Genomic DNA, 16115 nt, shown 5'->3' on the forward strand with positions numbered 1-16115 from the left:
TCTTGAGGTCGCCTGCCGCTTGTCGGCCAATGCCGACCTTGGGGCAGGCTGAATTCTACGTCGGCAATGTGATGGATTGCCGACGGTAGCGGCGTCGAGCAGGCGGGCGATAGCTTCCGACATCGCGAACTCACACTCCCGACCCGTTGCAGCCGGTGGGTATTCGCTCGCCGAATGACTGATCATCGTCGAACTCCGGCTGTTGGAATCAAGGGGCTGATCCGCTCGACCAGAGCCTTTCCCACGGGCGTTGCAAAGTAGCGCGTCGCTATCGATGTGCTGCAACGACGGGACAATTGTGCTTCGCCTCAGCGCGCAACGACGAACGATGTGTGCATGCCCATCTCATAGTGCCCCGGCCGGTTGCAAATCAGCACGTAGCGTCCTGGCGCAAGCTTCAATGACAGGCGCTTGGTCGAACCCTGCGCCAAGTCTTCCACCTCGCCCATTTTCTTGAACCGGCTTTCCGTAACCAGGCCTTTGTGGACGGGCAGATGCGCGTCGTCCACGTCTGTCCTCAGCACCACGAACTCATGTTCGGTATTGCCGTTCGCTGCGTTGTTCACCTCGAACGTGACGGTTCCGGCCTTCGCTGTGCCGGGGTCGAGTTGAATCGTGTTGTCCGTTAGCTTTACATGGATCGTTTCGTCCGCATGACCGCTCAGCGGCACAACGCCGAGCGCAACCGCCGCCAGAACGAACGCAGTATGGTTTCTGTCGATCATGATATTTCTCCTCGAAAGGGCCGCGTTGCCGCAAGACGCGTTGAACCACGGTGCCGGGTTCGCCGGCTCCGAAGGGGCTAGTGGAGCAACTGTTCTCTCGATGACCGTCGCGCGTCAGTAGGCACGTTCGCCAATATGCATGGTTAGGAACCCTCGTCATCGTCGTGGCCGCTGGAGACCACTGTTCGCGGCGCACATCGCTTCGCCTTCACGCAACGGTGCAAGCAGGCTTGCACGCATTGCGCGCGTGAATTCATCGCGGATGAAGGACCGTGCTCGCCAGTGCAGGCGAACCTCGGTAATAGAACGTGAGTGGGCTTCGAAATATTCCGCCCGATGTCGCGTGGGAAGCCGCTTTCCGGCGCGCGCCGTGGCGGAGAACACAAAAGATTCGAACGATCCGAGTGGCTTCCCGGTTCACCGACGTGCTGCCTGGTTCGCCAACGCGCTACTTTCCAGTCGCGCCCCGCGGTTATCATTCGACGTGACGAAGCTCGCGGCGAAGAATCTCTCCGACGCTTGACGTCAGCCCGAGATCTCGCGTCTGGAACCCGTAAGGGTGGCTACCAGGAGCCTGTCGGACTTCAGCGCCCGCCAAGCAACGGCCTGAACGTCGGGCATATTTCGCGAGCTACAGGACAATCAAAGAGTTGCGCATCCCGTTTTTAAATCGTCTCGGGCGATTGTCGTTGCATCGACCGCGACCTTTTGAAGGTAACGCGTTCGATATCCAGAAACCTTGTCCCGGAAGCAACTGGCCTTAGCGATATCCATTGGGTTGTCATGTACCTCTGTCAACGGTCACGAACAGTTGCGTTATGGCATGCTCCTCTATGTCGCACTCTTCACATGGTGCAAGGACGATGCGCATACCTCGATGCACAGCCAAGCGAGCAGTCAGGGCACGGCTGTCTACATTGCTCCGTCCCGAAGGCGTCGACCCCGACGCCTCGATCCTGCTTGTTGCCCGTGGACTGCGCGGCATCTGCGATGGTTTTATCGCGGTGCTGCTACCCGGATATCTGCTGTCGCTCGGCTTTGGGCAACTGGCTGTCGGGCTCATCAGCACGACCACGTTGTTCGGATCGGCCGTTGCGACGGCCCTGGTGGGTCTCGCAGGCAATCGCTTTGCACAGCGGGGCCTGCTGCTCTTCGCGGCGGTGTTGATGACGGCTACAGGTCTTTGTTTCGCAGGCCTGTCTTCGCTGTGGCCGCTACTCGTCGTCGCGTTCATCGGCACGCTGAACCCGGGTTCCGGCGATGTCAGCCTGTTTCTTCCGCTCGAGCATGCAAGGCTCGCCGAATCCGCAACGCGTGACGCACGAACCGCCCTGTTTGCACGATATAGCCTCATCGGCGGACTGTCCGCCGCAGTCGGCTCCCTCGCGGCTGGCCTGCCCGATTCGATCAGCGTCCACTCGGGCGTTTCGCCACTCACGGCGATACGCGCGATGTTCACCGTCTACGCGACGGCAGGATTCGTGATCCTGCTCCTTTACCGGCGTCTGCCGGCACGCGAGTCCAGGACCGACACGCCGCGCGTGCCGCTTGGGGGTTCACGCGGAATCGTCACGTGCCTTGCGCTGCTCTTCAGCGTTGACGCCTTTGCGGGCGGACTTCTCGTCAACTCGCTGCTGACCTTGTGGTTGGTCCAGCGGTTCGGCCTTTCGCTCGGCGCAGCCGGCCAGTTCTTTTTCTGGGCAGGGCTGCTTGGCGCCGGCTCTCAACTGGCCGCGCCGCCGTTGTCGCGCCGGATCGGCCTGCTCAACACGATGGTGTTTACGCATATCCCCTCGAGCGTATGCCTGATTGTCGCAGCGTTTTCGCCCTCCCTCACGCTGACCCTCGCGCTCCTCCTCGCACGCAGTGCTCTTTCACAGATGGACGTGCCCACGCGCAGCGCCTACGTGATGTCGGTCGTAACGCCCGGGGAGCGTCCCGCAGCGGCGAGCTTTACCGCGGTTCCGCGAAGCCTGGCTGCAGCGCTCGCGCCCACCCTTTCAGGAGTATTGCTGGGCCTGGGGTGGCTCAGTGCTCCGCTAGTCGCGTGCGGCGCGCTGAAGATTGCCTACGATCTTTCGCTGCTCGCCGCATTTCGTCACGTCAGGCCCGACGGAGATTCGTCATGAAAGAACGTATCGGCACGAACCGTCGCCGGGCTGCGATGTTGCTCGTCATTCTTTTGACGGTCGAAGTTGCGGCACTGGTCGTCCATCACAGCGCGACCGCTGCCAGCACTCCACCCACGGTCGAACTACCGTTGACGCACGTCGCCGACATCCCGCTGCCGGGTCGCGCTACCCGGCTCGATTACGAAAGCTATGACCCTGACCGGCATCTGCTGTTCATCGCACACCTCGGCGACAGCGAAGTAATCGTCTTCGACACGCAGAACTCAGGTGTTGTCGCCCGCATTGGAAACATCGCCGCCGTTCATGGCGTCCTGGTGGTACCGGCACAGTCCCGCGTGTACGCGTCGGCGACCGGCACGAACGAAGTTGTTGCCATCGACGAGGCCACCCTGAAAATCACCGCACGTATGCAGGGTGGCGTTTATCCGGACGGAATGGCATATGCACCGGACACCCGGAAACTCTATGTATCGGACGAGACAGGTGGGACTGAAACTGTGATCGATACCCAATCCAATCGCCGCACCAATACGATCCCTTTGGGAGGGGAAGTCGGCAACACCCAGTACGATGCGACATCCCGTCACATCTTCGTCAATGTCCAGTCGCGAGGACAACTGGTCGAAATCGATCCATCGACCGACGCAATCGTCGCCCGGATCGACCTGCCGGGCGCACGCGGCAACCACGGCCTCTATATTGTTGCGCAACGACACCTCGCGTTCGTCGCGTGCGAAGGCAACCACCGACTGCTGACGCTGAACCTGCTTACCAGGCATGTCGTCCAGTCATTCGACGTTGGCGGTGATCCCGATGTGCTCGCCTTCGATCCAGGTCCGGGCACGCTCTATGTTGCTGGCGAAGCAGGCATCGTGTCGATGTTTACAGTGGGTCTCTCAACCGTGTCGAAAATCGGCGAAGGTCGCATCGGGCCCAACGCGCATGTGGTTGGTGTCGATCCATCAACGCATCGCGCCTATTTCCCGCTGAAGAACGTCGACGGACGTCCGGTGCTGCGCGTCATGGCGCCCCGGCGGATTGTGCCGTCGCTGTGAAACGATGACGGACATAGGAGCATCGACACAAAAATGCGCTCAATCCTCGCGGGACTTTTGCTGCTACCTCAGCCCTCGCTGCCGCTCCGACGTAAGCGATCGCATGCTGGCCGACACGACAGGATGACTTTGTATGCGTCCGACTGATACGGGATGCCCGACGCGAAATCTTACGAAGGCGATTGCGAGAAAAACGTACCATCGTCGCTCGCGACACCTGGTGACAAGCCTTCTGTTGCTCCGACCATGCTGCGGGCGCCGCATGGTGGATCGCAGTAGGAATTCAAGAGAAATCCCCTGTTTCTTGGGTCAGTAGCACTACGACTGGCCGTTTCCTACAAAGCGGCCATTCAGGTTGAAACGTTTTGATCGAGCAGATCGCTAGGCGACTGTCTTGAACCGTTCCGGACGAAGGTAAGCGAGGGCAACAGAGATGCGCTGCAGGCAATCGCGCTTAATTCGGTCGGACGGTTTTGTCTATAAGAGTCCGCGGCTTCAAGTCGGCACGTCAACTGCAACGATTCGCTTCGGTCCACGACCAGGTGGCAAACCTGTTCATGCATTGCCGCTACAACACGAACGCGCAACGGAAGCGAGACGCCCGTGACCAGGCCTTTAAGGCGTGGGAAAGGGTGACGTGCGCTGCCGGAACGCATCGCCGCCTGAGTTCGCCAGCGTTCACGCGCCGCGTTTCCGTTCGGCCTCGCTACAACAAGTTGACCGTACCGCTAGGAGCGAGGTACGCGACGGATCTCATCCGACTTGCGGCACGAGATAGCGGCAGGCTCATTGAGCGGACCTCGCGGTGCAAGAAGTTGAGGTGAGCAAAACGTAATACAAATCGAAAAGAACTGTCATTCCCAGGAAATCAATGAAGGTTAACATCAGGTGCCTGCTCATCGGCAAGACACTGCCGCTTTCGGCACGTAAGGTTCAGTTGGCAGGCCGCGACGGTAGTGATTTTCAGTGCATGAGGCCGCTTTCTAATTGATTCTTTGACAGCCCTTTTAATATAGGAGTGCTTGATGCGTTTAGCCTTGATTTCACTTGCGGTTGCCTCGAGTTTGTCCCTGACTGCTTGTGGTGGAAGCGTCTCTCCTACCAGCGGCCGCGTCCAGCCCTCTACGGCCATAGCGCTCCCGGCGGGAGTCAAGTCACTGGACCCGAACTATAATATCTCGGTGTTTGCGCATGGCCCGTCAACGTCATCACTCCCTGACGATATGACGGTCTCAGTTGACGGGCAAAGTGTCTTCGTCGGCTATCAGGACGATCAGGATTCTGCCGGCAAACCAGTGGCATCCGGCAAGACGACCGGGGAAGTCATCCAATATGACCTGAATGGAAACCTATTGAAGACGTTCGCCGTGAAAGGGCATGTCGATGGTCTAGTGACGGTCGACTCCAATACCATCTGGGCGAGCTCAAACGAAGACGGCAACCCCGTGGTGTCCGTGATCAAGGTGAGCGCGGGCACGGTCTCTTCCTACACGTACAACAAGACGCTCATGCCGCAATCGGGAGGGAGCGACGGTACCGGCGGTCTGGACGATATGGTCATGGTGAACGGCAGCGTGTATGTGACGCTGTCGGGCGAATTCAAGACCGCTGCGCACAATGCCACGCCGCCCGGACCGAATGCCAACCCGTTCCCGGTTATCGCACGGCTTACGATCGATCCCGATGGACAACACTTTGATCTCGACGGCGACTCTGCAACGACGACCGCTGCCGCTTACACGCTGCTCGGCAATGGAGCAGCTGTGGATAAGTTGACAGGCGCGCCGCGCACGTTGAACGTGCTCGATCCTGATTCGCTCGGGCTGGACCCGGCAGGCAATGTCATCCTGGACGATCAGGAAGGCCACTCGCTGATCACGATCGGTAACATTGGAACGCCGCAACAGAGCGTGTCGGTACTTGACCGTACCTTGAATGGAACGCCGTTCAAGGTCGACGATACGCGTTTCGCTCCGCCGACGGGAAGGTCGTTCATTCTTTTCACCGACAACGATGTGTCGAACAACATCTACCGCGTCGATTACAAGGGTGGCGCGTTCCCCGCAAACCAGGGCTACAGCACCTCAGGTAGCGTCACTGATTCGCTTCTCGCGATGGATTACTCGACCGGCAAGTTCACGACCATCGTTGCTGGTGTGCCGGGCGCGCATGGGATGCGCTTCATAAGCAACTGACACAGCCCTCCCGAGCAAAGCCACTCCGTTCACGGACTGGACGATGTCCGGATCTCCGGATGATTCGAGGCCGGTTTTTCCGGATATCCGCAGCACTTCTGCGGGCTCTGATAATCATATAGCCGTACATGGACTCCCGCCTATGAGCTAGATCGGTGTGCATTTTGAAGGTCTCGACTGCGTCCGTACATTCGGCTTTTGATGTGCCTGCCATCAGCACGAGCCATCATGGAAGTTTGCGCGCTTGCTCCTCATCGGCCTCTTGGCTTCGTAACGCAGCCGCTGGATATATCAGGATTTGCAAGCGCCGGTCCGACCGGTTCACCATGCTTTGCCGCTTCTTGCGCAATCGTGGATGGAGTGAAGGTGTCTCGCTGCGTTACAGGACGGCTATGCCAACTTGAAGCTGTCACAATGGTCAATATTGCCCACGCTATCCGCGCCGTCTTGTTCGCGAGAGCGATTGCAGCGACGCTCACGTGGCGGCGTTGCATCACGGCTTTGATCCAGCAACTGTGCCGGGCGGATTCAACCGGTCGATGCAATAGTTCGATGGAATCGTTCAGCCGGTGTTTCGGGCGGATTCAACCGGTCGTTGCAACATCTCCTAACGGAGGTGTCACATGGGACGACCACAGGGTTGGGGTTCGGAACAGACGGGAAGACCAATAATGCGATCGCCTGGCAGGCCAAGTGTCAATCAACTAGAGACCAAGCGAGCCTTCTGGAACTGTATCGCGCAGGGCATGGAGACTGAAGCTGCCGCACTGGCATGTGGCGTGTCACAACCTTTGGGACCAAGATGGTTCCGTGAGGCGGGTGGAATGCGGCCGATCGAACTGGCGCCGGGCGCGGGGCCCTATCTGTCTTTTTCTGAAGGCGAAGAAATCGCGCTGCTGCGGGCACAGGATTGCGGGGTTCGTGAGATCGCGCGAAGACTGCAGCGCTCGCCTTCGACGATCTCACGCGAGTTGCGCCGTAACGCTGCGACCCGTGGCGGTACTTTGATATACAGGGCGACAGTTGCTCAGTGGAAAGCTGAGCGTGCAGCGGAACGTCCGAAAGCTTCCAGGCTGGCAGAGAACGAGAGATTAAAGAAATATGTGCAGAGTCGATTGGCGGGAGCAGTCACCGACTCAGAAGGCAGGCCAATTGCCGGACCTGTACCGCCCTTCGGTGGAATGGATCCCGTCTCCCTCGCGAACCAGGCTGCCGCGTAAGAGAGGATGTCGCGCTCCATTTTCAGTTGCCGGACTTCACGACGCAACCGTGTGAGCTCCTGCCGTTCGGCTGTGGTCAGACCGTCATACCGCACACCTGTGTCGCGATCAGCCTGCGCCACCCAGTTGTAGATGGTCTGTGCAGTCGGCTCGAACTCCTTTTCCAGTTCCTCCGGGGCCTGCGTCCGGCCTTAACCAACTCGACCATGTGAGCCCGGAATTCCATAGGGTATGGGGTGCGATGCCTGCCCATTTTCGACACCTCCTGATCAAAAGCATAGGTGTCCGTTTTTGCGGGTCAACTTCAATCAATCAGGGCGGCGGCCTTCGGCTACAACACCGGTACGATTAGCCAGTCTTATGCAACTGGCCCGACAACGCTTCAGGGCTATTGCCGAGGCGCTGCCGATACGCCGTGCGGCGGCGCCGGACTCGTCGTCATTTACGACGGAACGATCAACCAGTCGTTCGCAACCGGTCTCGTGACACAGCCGACCTACGGGCCGATCGGCATTGCGCGGACCAATACAGGCACGATCGCGAACGATGTGTATTGGGATACCCATACCACGGCCGCCACGATCCGCGTCAAGTACGGCACACCGATTCCCACGGCGAACGGGCTGACCACCGCGCAGATGAGTAATCCGGCATCGTTCGTGTCGTATGACTTCGGTCCGACGGGAGTGTAGGCGATGCCTGCCGGCGCGACGCATCCGGTGCTGCGCTGGCAAGTGGCGCAATGACCCACGCGGATGACGGCGGCAAGCCTCGCGGCGTTCACCGCATCACTGCTGATCCCCTTCGTCGTCCGACTAGTCACGCCCAAGGTACTGCCGCTCGGTTGCGTTCACGACTGCCGTGCTGGCGGTGGGGAGTGTCAGTTATGTTTTTCAGTCCGCCACTTCGCACTTCGGAGCCTTAAGCACCGATGCCTCGCTACGGTGCTCCGCGCCAGTGTTGAACAAAGGCCTTTCCTTATCTCTCTAACAGGTTGGAGGTGAAACTCATGGTCAGACGATTGGCGATATTCGCTCTCGGGGCGGACATCGCAGGTAACTTTAGATAGCCCCACGGTAGACATTCGCCCACGGACCGGCCCGCTTTATTGCTGCGTCTGCAGCATCGAGGCAGGAAGAGGCATCGAACCACACGTATTGTGCGCCTCCAGGATTGGACCGATGGAGAGGACAATGACTCTGATCAGATGGACGCTGACGATTGGCCTGGTATGCGGATGCGGCCTGGCCGGTACGGGCAATGCAGCAACAAACGACCGGCTTTTAAAGCTGCTGCAATTGCAAACCCTAAATCGTCTAGCATCGGAGAGCGCGCCGACGAAGAAGAACGCTTCGGGCGACAACAGTGCGCGCCAGGATCGTGGGGCAAACCGTCCGGGAGCCCAGTCACAGCCAGACAATCGAGGCGCGCCCGGCAACGTGCCGACGCGAACGCCATAACTTGCGATTAAACGTCAGACCCGGGACGGCTGGTCGCGACGCGCAGTTGTGGCTTGCAGGGTGATCCGCGATCGCCGTGGGGCGCCGTGGTGCCGGTTCGGGAATGGATCGGCCGGGTACACGGCTTGCTGTTTGTGCAAGGAGCTATCCCCGTCCCATCGCGAATGTTCATACAGTTCGGCCTGGCGTGAACGGCGGAAGCCTGAGGCTGTCGCGTTGCAATTCGTTCGCGTTACTGTGAATTTCCAAAAGGCAGCGGTTGGCTGCCAAGAATGTACGTTAGAGATGCTGTGCGTTTCCCCGTAGATCACGGATGCTTCCACGGTCGAATCTTATGGAAATCTGAAGAACGACAAATACTACCTGGGAAAACGATAAGGATCACTGTTTAACGAAATACCTAAGCTATAGCGGCGTCCATTATTTCTTTCGGCACGCGCTCGAGGTAGGTCTATTCCGACGACGATGAGGGGAGGTGTACGATGCCGAGACACATGTGGACGAATGCATTGGCGACATCTGCGGCTATCGCGATTGCAGGTTGTGGTGGTGGAGATCATCTCGACGTTAGCGGGCCGCATCATGTAGCGGACATCGCCGTCCCAAACATCACGGCAGGCGTCAACTTCTCATTCGATATCGGTGTCGTTTCGGGTAGCCGATACTTTTTCACCGACAGGAATAACGCATCTCTGGATGAAATCGACATAGCGTCGAAGAGCTTCGTCAAGACCATCCAGGGAAGCGGTCCTCTCGCGTTCACGGGGCTTGGCCCCGGGCCGAATTCGCAGGCCGGTCCGGACGGCGCGACCCCTGTCGGCAACCTCATCTACGTGGGCGACGTGAACTCGGTGAAGGTGGTCGATCCCGCTGCTGGCGTCGTGACAAGCAAAATCACGGTCAGCACGACGGGCGTGCGCGCAGACGAAGGGTGTCTGGATCCCACACACGGCATCTTTATGATCTCGAGCCCCGAAGAGACGCCCCCGTTCGCCACATTCATCAACACGGCCACGCAGACCGTCGTCGCCAAAGTGACGTTCACCGACAGCGCAGGCAAGCCCACCGCGGGCCTCGAAGCCTGCCGGTACGATGCCGCCAGCGACAACTTCTATGTGAACGTCGACGGAAGCACGGCGAATCCTCATGGCGAACTGGTGAAATTGCCAGGGGCGTCCATTCGCGCGATACCGAACGCCGGCACGCAGAACTACACGACCCTTGCGGGCGTCGCGATGTACCCCGAAGGCAATTGCGATCCTACTGGGCTGGCACTCGGACCGGGAAACGATATCGCGGTTGGTTGCAGGGAAGGGACGACTGGCGCGCCCTTGCTCATACAGATTCTTGACCGTTCGAACGGCGCGCTTCTGGCGTCCCTGAACGCGGGCGGCGGCGATCAACTCGAATATGATCCGTCCACCAATCGCTATTACAACGCGGCGAGCCGTTGGACGTCTTCTGGCAATGCGTCGACGAACGGCGCCTGCTCGACGGCATCGCCATGCACACCCGTGTTGACTATCGTCGACGCCAGCAACCGCAGTGTCGTTACCCGCCTGAACACGGGGAATAACGCACATTCGGTTGCGATCGACCCGGCGACCGGGCTCATCTTCGTTCCATACTCTTCGGCGACATCGCCGGCGGGGTGTCCGAGTTGCGCGGCAAACGGGTTCGTCAACGGCGGGGTGTCGGTATTCGCCGCTAAGTGATCCGCAGATCCGCGTCGACCAGGACGCCACCGCGCGAAGCGTAACGACGCGAGGAATCAGGCGGGTTCGCTTGCCCTGAGAAGTTCGATTGCCCACTCGACGAATACGGACGATCGTATGACCTTGCACGAGGTCGGCGGGCTCGCGCGGCAGGCCGTGGCGCTGGATGTAGGCGGGCGACGCGCAGGTCAAGCGCGGCAGCGTACCGGCCGAGCGCGCGATCAGCGAGTCGCTGAGTAACGGCTCGAGACGCAGCACACAGTCGAGGTTCTCGGCAATCAGATCGACCGACCGGTTACCGACGCTCAACTCGACCTGGACGTCGGGATAACGCGCAAAAAAGTCTGGCATGGCCGGGACGAAAGATTAGGGTGGAGCTGCCCGGCTCCTCGCCGCGCCCGAATCCTCGAAGACCTCGAAGAGACCGAGACGGCAATGGCTGCGCGAAGCGCGACGTCGACTGGGACGCTGCGAATCAGCGTTCCCATTGCGCTCGGACGCCGGGCAGGTGCGGCCGCTTATCGAATCCTTTTTGGCCAGAGACGCCCCTCCTAGAAACTGATTGTCTCCTTCTCCGAGGACACGACCGAACAATGGCGTCTACGCCGAGCTCCTGGTTCGAAAGCACGCGGCATAGCCGAAGAAAGACTTTCCATATTCGTTTTTCTTGGTTCCGCCGCTTTTCAACGCCCTATAGATTGTGCGCTCAAGCATTCCAATAACTTACACACGCTCAACATGTTCAACCGACGTTTGATAGCCTTGGCCGCACTCCCATTCGTCCTGGATGCCTGTGGAGGAAGCAGTATTGCGGATAGCCCAAACCCTTTGGCGAGCACGGATCAGTTGGCAGCCGAAAAACTTGCAATCACTGTTGTTCAGTCGCCCGCTGTGATTGCGGCGAAAGCCACGCTTAAAGCAAAGTGGCTAGCGGCTGCGCAAACAACCGGTGGCGTACCGGATGAGGCGTTGGCAAATCTCGATGAGGCTGTAGATGAGAGTGTGTTCGCCTTCGCGCTATCGCTTGCTTCGGGCAATGCCAACGACCCGAAGGTGGTTTCGTTTCTAGCAGCCCCGCACAACTGGTACGGAATGAGCGTGCCCGGATCGCGGACAACATTTGATAACCCGGACACCCTATACCGCAGCATCCCGGTTGACCCTGCGTCGAGCTACGTCATCACCGGAAAAGTGCACGGGCAAAAGCCTGTCGATTTCAATTTCAGCCTCTATAGCAGCACCAACGCAACGCTCTCCAACCTCGCCGGCGATCAGCTCGGCACCAACGCGGACGGCAGTTTCTTCATTAACGCTAACTCGTCGCCAACCGGAGGCGGCAACCAGATCCAGCTCGTCTCGGGAGCCGCGTCTATCTTCGTGCGCGATACGATCAACGAATGGGGAGTCCAACAGTTCAACAGTCTGGCGATAAAGCGGACCCCGTCCGCCTCGACGCAATCCCAAAGTGCTGACGCGCTCGCCACGACCCTGGCAGCGACACTACAAACTTCGGCTGCGGCTGCGCCCTTTATTGCCTACAACACCCTTGCGTACGCTCAGCCTGCCAATACGCTCCCCGCGCCATCGCTTGGCGGCACCGGGGGGCGCCTCGCCAACCAGGCGGCGTCATATGCTGCATTCCAGCTTGCCGATGACGAAGCGCTTGTTCTCAACGTCAACCTCGGCGGGGCAAAATACTTCATCGCGCCGGCCTATGGACGGTGGACGATCACGACCGACTACATCAACCACACTCAGACGTTGAACAACACCCAAGCGGTACCCAATCCGGATGGCACGTACACGTTCGTGATATCCCCCAAAGACCCTGGCGTCTACAACTGGGTCGACACTGCAGGTCTGCACCAGGGCTTCCTCAACCCGCGCTGGCAGGGACTACCCGCGACACCCGCTTCGCAGGGACCATCGGCATCAGCCCAGCTTGTGAAGCTCAGTGACGTTCGGACTATTCTCCCCGCGACGACAAAGTACGTTACTGCGGCGGAACGACAAGCACAGTTGGCTGCGCGTGCTGCGAGCTACGCGTCGCGATACGCACCCTGAGCTTTTCTCGTCGACGTAAATGAATGCCTGACGGCGATGCTGGAACTCGCCGTCGGTTACATATCGCGTGCTGCCGATGGCAGCCTGGCGAGGTTGAAGCTGCGCACCGAAGCGCATGAGTCGGTTGCCGGCCAGAACCGTCGATCGGCTGACGGGCCTGGCGGATTCAACCGGTCGATGCAACACAATGAACGTCGCATGAGCGGCGGGAGTGTTGCAAATGAAACAGAGGCGCCGGATCTATTACAGCGAAAGCCAGAAGGCATTGATGTGGGAACGCTGGCGCAAAGGCGAGTCGTTGCAGCACATCGCCCAGCTATTTGACCGCAATCACTCGTCAGTACAGGGAATTCTGGCGCAAACTGGAGGAATCCAGCCTGCACCCCGCCAGCGATCCAGGCTGGCGCTGACGCTTGCCGAACGCGAGGAGATTTCGCGAGGCCTCGTCGCGGGTGATTCGATTCAGTCAGTCGCCCGGCGACTGTCGCGATCACCGTCCACGGTCTGTCGCGAGATCAAGCGCAACAGTGGGCAGGGCGGCTATCGGGCCAGCCACGCCGACCAGCTGGCATGGGATCGGTCGCTGCGCCCGAAAGTCTGCAAACTGGTCGAGCACCGGACGCTGGCCCATATCGTGGCCAACAAGCTCCAGTTGCAGTGGTCGCCCCAGCAGATTGCTGGATGGCTCAAACGAGCCTGGCGGGGCAACGAGGACTACCGCGTGTCACACGAGACCATCTACCGCAGTCTTTTCATTCAGGCACGGGGTGCACTGAAGAAAGAACTGCTGGAGCATCTACGGCGCACCCGGGCCATGCGTCGCTCGCGCCATCACACGCAGAAAACGGACGACCACGGCAGAATCCGCGAAGCGGTATCAATCAGTGAACGCCTCGCCACCGTGGAAGATCGCGCGGTGCCGGGACACTGGGAAGGCGATCTCCTGTGTGGCAGTGGCGGTAGCCAGATTGCAACGCTTGTCGAGCGTCAGACGCGCTATGTGATGCTGGTGAAGATCGCCAGCAAGGACAGCGAAACAGTAGTCAATGCGCTCATCAGACATGCTGGAAAGCTGCCGAAGGAACTGTATAAATCGCTTACGTAGGATCGGGGATCAGAGATGGCGAACCATAAACGGTTCACCATTGCCACCGACATTGCCGTGTACTTCTGCGATCCGAAACACCCCTGGCAACGGGGCTCGAATGAAAACACCAATGGCCTATTGAGACAATACTTCCCCGAAAGGCATCGATCTGTCGGTCTACTCACAGGCCAAACTCAATGCCGTGGCTCGAAGGCTGAACGAGCGTCCAAGGAAGACATTGGATTACGAAACGCCGGCTGAACGGTTCCATCGAACTATTGCATCGACCGGTTGAATCCGCCGGTGTAACCGACGCCTGAATGTCCGGGCGACGGTGCGGGCGAACGACGCTTCCTGGCCGGGTACGGACGAACCCAATCGCCCCCGTCGGCGATCAAGTGACGCCAGTGCACCGTTGCCGAGCGGCCCGGTCAACGTAATTGTGCGGCGCGCTGACCGTGCCTTCGCAACCTATACGGAAGGGCGTAACCTCGTATGAACGGAGGAAGCCGCGCTATGCCGAGCGACGAGCGCAGATCTTCGTCGCTACGTAGCAACCTTCCCTTAAGGCTTAAAATGCGGAAGAGGTCGTCATGCCTGATACCGAGGTGTACAGATTTCAATACGCGCGTCGACAGGGACTGCAGCGTACCTATGATGTAGTTCTGAATATTTGTCGGCTCGAATCCGGCGTATGTTCTTACGCGGCATGGGTCCATTTCGCCGGCGCATTCAAAGGGAACGGACTGGTTTTCCCACTGATCGCAAAAACTACGGAGGAAGCGGCGGTTGAAGCGCGAGGACGTATTGAAAACGACATCGAAGACCTCGCCGGCATCGCTGAATAACATCGCATTTGTTGTCTGGAGTTGGCCATGGAAGAGCAACAGGTGCACCGAGGCTACATCATCACGGTCAGCGCGCGAGAGGACTGCGACGGCGGGTCGACCGTTACGTTGCCGATCGACGCGCAGCTACTCATCATTACCGTCAAACTCGCCACAACGCCGGCCGCAAGCATCGCATCAAGGCGGCGCTTCATTGCAGCGCACCCCAGCGTGCCGTGGCCGGTTCCGCCGAGGCCCATTTCCAGTCATCGCCATCACGGCACACCGCAGCGATGTAGAACGAACTGGTCGCGGGCTGATCCTTCTTCGCATCGGTATCGACGGAAAAGACAATCTCCTTGCAGTCGAGCATACCGGTACTAATCTCCCGGCTCACAGTCACGCGGCCTTTTTCGTCTGGCTCGATCGGTACGCTGTGCCTGGTGAACCAGGGTGCCACGGCGCCGACCGCGAGCGGTCCCGCCGCGGCCGCAATCTGCGCCTGCGTATACGCGTGCATCACGCGTTCCGAGTACTGCACGCCGGCTCGGGCAGCGGCCACTGCGCCGAGGCCGATGCCGGTGGCAACGGCCGCGTTGTTGGTCACCGTGCCGGCGATGGCCGCCCCGGCGATACCGGCACCCGCAGTGGCGCCTTCACTGTAAAGTGAACTGCAGCCAGTCAGACTCGTACTGACGGCTGCCAACGCGAGATAGGTCGCCAGCGCGACAACGTTCAGGCAATGCCGCCGAATCGCGCTCTGCATGATCCTTTTCCTCGCTCCGGATGGCTTGTCTCGATCGATGCAGTAGCCGATTGCGCGAAAGCTGGCAGACGCATCGCGAGAGCGGCGCATTCCACATTTTGACGCGAGTGGATTGGTGAAACCAGCGAAATTCGCAGGAGCGGCGCGCAGCGGTGATTTGCGGGATGGCGCGCGATGCCTGCTGGCTCACACCGCCTGACTGACCAAGCTCGATGTCCCTTTCCAGGGCGACAATCAAGATTGTCGAGTCCTCAGGCACAGCCGGTGCGTGCTGTCTGTCGAATCTCATTGAGGGTGCGCCACTTGATGAACACCATCCGGCATTTGCCGCCCCTCCCCTTGCGCGAAACAACGCCACCGGGAACTGGATCACTGCGACGCGTTCTTTTATTTGCGCCGACTGACTTTCAAGCAAGGCAACGCGCGCCTGGTCGATACGTTCCATAAGGTCGAGTTTCGGCCGGTTGACCGAAAGGGTGGACCGAAGATCGCGTATGTCGCGGCATCATCGCCGTGATCGATTCGATCGCTAAAACCACGTTGACACCCTGTCAGCGACGTCCCGGCCGTTGTATGCTTAGCCCGAATAGGAGGGGCCATGACTCAAAAGGCGCGAGAGCTTTACAGGAGCGCGAACGGAGACCGTTGGTCGCTCGTCCACGAATACGACTCTGGCCGGGTTTTCGTCCGACATGAGCCCAACTTCTCGTCAGGTGGCCGGCCGTCCGACATCTCAATTGGCGACTTCCTTGTTCGAGATGGCAAAGGGCCGGAGCATGCCGAACTGCTGCGCCTGATCGGGACATTGGTGGAGACGCCAGCCGATAACTAGCGCTTACCGAGGACGAGGCGCTCTCGAATGGCGATTC

The 16115-nt window shown here is 59.5% G+C and carries 12 protein-coding genes and 4 pseudogenes; 11 read left to right on the top strand and 5 right to left on the bottom strand.

What is annotated here, in order from left to right; all coding sequences use genetic code 11:
* Positions 1-308: 308 nt before the first annotated feature.
* Positions 309-725, bottom strand: a complete 417-nt coding sequence (locus tag OKW28_RS16935; RefSeq protein ID WP_429447445.1) for a cupredoxin domain-containing protein — start codon at positions 723-725, stop codon at positions 309-311.
* 863 nt (positions 726-1588) lie between these two features.
* On the opposite strand from OKW28_RS16935, the gene OKW28_RS16940 reads away from it, so the two are divergent.
* The 3 genes from OKW28_RS16940 to OKW28_RS16950 all read left to right on the top strand — a co-directional run bounded on the left by OKW28_RS16940 (position 1589) and on the right by OKW28_RS16950 (position 6107).
* Complete coding sequence (locus OKW28_RS16940) at positions 1589-2854, top strand: MFS transporter (RefSeq protein WP_429447447.1); 1266 nt, start codon at positions 1589-1591, stop codon at positions 2852-2854.
* Positions 2851-3912: a YncE family protein gene (locus OKW28_RS16945; RefSeq protein ID WP_429447449.1), complete on the top strand. Its 1062-nt coding sequence runs from the start codon at positions 2851-2853 to the stop codon at positions 3910-3912. Before OKW28_RS16940 ends, OKW28_RS16945 begins: the two co-directional genes overlap by 4 nt.
* 1025 nt (positions 3913-4937) lie before the next feature.
* Positions 4938-6107 carry a hypothetical protein gene (locus tag OKW28_RS16950; RefSeq protein WP_429447451.1) on the top strand — a complete coding sequence of 390 codons (1170 nt, stop codon included), beginning with the start codon at positions 4938-4940 and terminating at the stop codon, positions 6105-6107.
* Between the two features lie 390 nt (positions 6108-6497).
* Here OKW28_RS16950 and OKW28_RS16955 read toward each other — a convergent pair.
* A pseudogene (locus OKW28_RS16955) lies at positions 6498-6628 on the bottom strand (IS110 family transposase); the annotation flags it as partial.
* 102 nt (positions 6629-6730) lie between these two features.
* Here OKW28_RS16955 and OKW28_RS16960 point away from each other — a divergent pair.
* The 4 genes and pseudogenes from OKW28_RS16960 to OKW28_RS16975 form a co-directional block, all read left to right on the top strand.
* Positions 6731-7237: pseudogene (locus OKW28_RS16960) on the top strand (helix-turn-helix domain-containing protein); the annotation flags it as partial.
* A gap of 371 nt (positions 7238-7608) precedes the next feature.
* Entirely contained in the window at positions 7609-8019 is a 411-nt protein-coding gene (locus OKW28_RS16965; protein WP_429447452.1) for a hypothetical protein, read from the top strand.
* Between the two features lie 501 nt (positions 8020-8520).
* Positions 8521-8787, top strand: a complete 267-nt coding sequence (locus OKW28_RS16970; RefSeq protein ID WP_429447454.1) for a hypothetical protein — start codon at positions 8521-8523, stop codon at positions 8785-8787.
* A gap of 494 nt (positions 8788-9281) precedes the next feature.
* The gene (locus OKW28_RS16975; protein ID WP_429447455.1) at positions 9282-10502 is read left to right on the top strand and encodes a hypothetical protein; all 1221 of its coding nucleotides are present in this window, start codon (positions 9282-9284) and stop codon (positions 10500-10502) included.
* Between the two features lie 120 nt (positions 10503-10622).
* Here the strand turns inward: OKW28_RS16975 and OKW28_RS16980 are convergent.
* Positions 10623-10853: pseudogene (locus tag OKW28_RS16980) on the bottom strand (LysR substrate-binding domain-containing protein); the annotation flags it as partial.
* Positions 10854-11348: 495 nt separating this feature from the next.
* Here OKW28_RS16980 and OKW28_RS16985 point away from each other — a divergent pair.
* The 3 genes and pseudogenes from OKW28_RS16985 to OKW28_RS16995 all read left to right on the top strand — a co-directional run bounded on the left by OKW28_RS16985 (position 11349) and on the right by OKW28_RS16995 (position 14501).
* Positions 11349-12566 carry a hypothetical protein gene (locus OKW28_RS16985; RefSeq protein WP_429447457.1) on the top strand — a complete coding sequence of 406 codons (1218 nt, stop codon included), beginning with the start codon at positions 11349-11351 and terminating at the stop codon, positions 12564-12566.
* Between the two features lie 220 nt (positions 12567-12786).
* Positions 12787-13948, top strand: a pseudogene (locus OKW28_RS16990) (IS30 family transposase).
* Positions 13949-14246: 298 nt separating this feature from the next.
* On the top strand, positions 14247-14501 hold the full coding sequence (locus OKW28_RS16995; RefSeq protein ID WP_429447458.1) for a hypothetical protein: 255 nt from the start codon (positions 14247-14249) through the stop codon (positions 14499-14501).
* Between the two features lie 53 nt (positions 14502-14554).
* Here OKW28_RS16995 and OKW28_RS17000 read toward each other — a convergent pair whose 3' ends face one another.
* Both OKW28_RS17000 and OKW28_RS17005 read right to left on the bottom strand, forming a co-directional pair.
* Entirely contained in the window at positions 14555-14695 is a 141-nt protein-coding gene (locus OKW28_RS17000; RefSeq protein WP_429447460.1) for a hypothetical protein, read from the bottom strand.
* Entirely contained in the window at positions 14692-15246 is a 555-nt protein-coding gene (locus tag OKW28_RS17005) for a hypothetical protein (RefSeq protein WP_429447462.1), read from the bottom strand. Before OKW28_RS17005 ends, OKW28_RS17000 begins: the two co-directional genes overlap by 4 nt.
* A gap of 598 nt (positions 15247-15844) precedes the next feature.
* On the opposite strand from OKW28_RS17005, the gene OKW28_RS17010 reads away from it, so the two are divergent.
* Entirely contained in the window at positions 15845-16078 is a 234-nt protein-coding gene (locus OKW28_RS17010; protein WP_429447464.1) for a hypothetical protein, read from the top strand.
* The last annotated feature ends 37 nt before the right edge of the window (positions 16079-16115 follow it).

The sequence above is a fragment of the Paraburkholderia sp. 40 genome (genome assembly GCF_050434105.1).
Classification (GTDB): domain Bacteria; phylum Pseudomonadota; class Gammaproteobacteria; order Burkholderiales; family Burkholderiaceae; genus Paraburkholderia; species Paraburkholderia tuberum.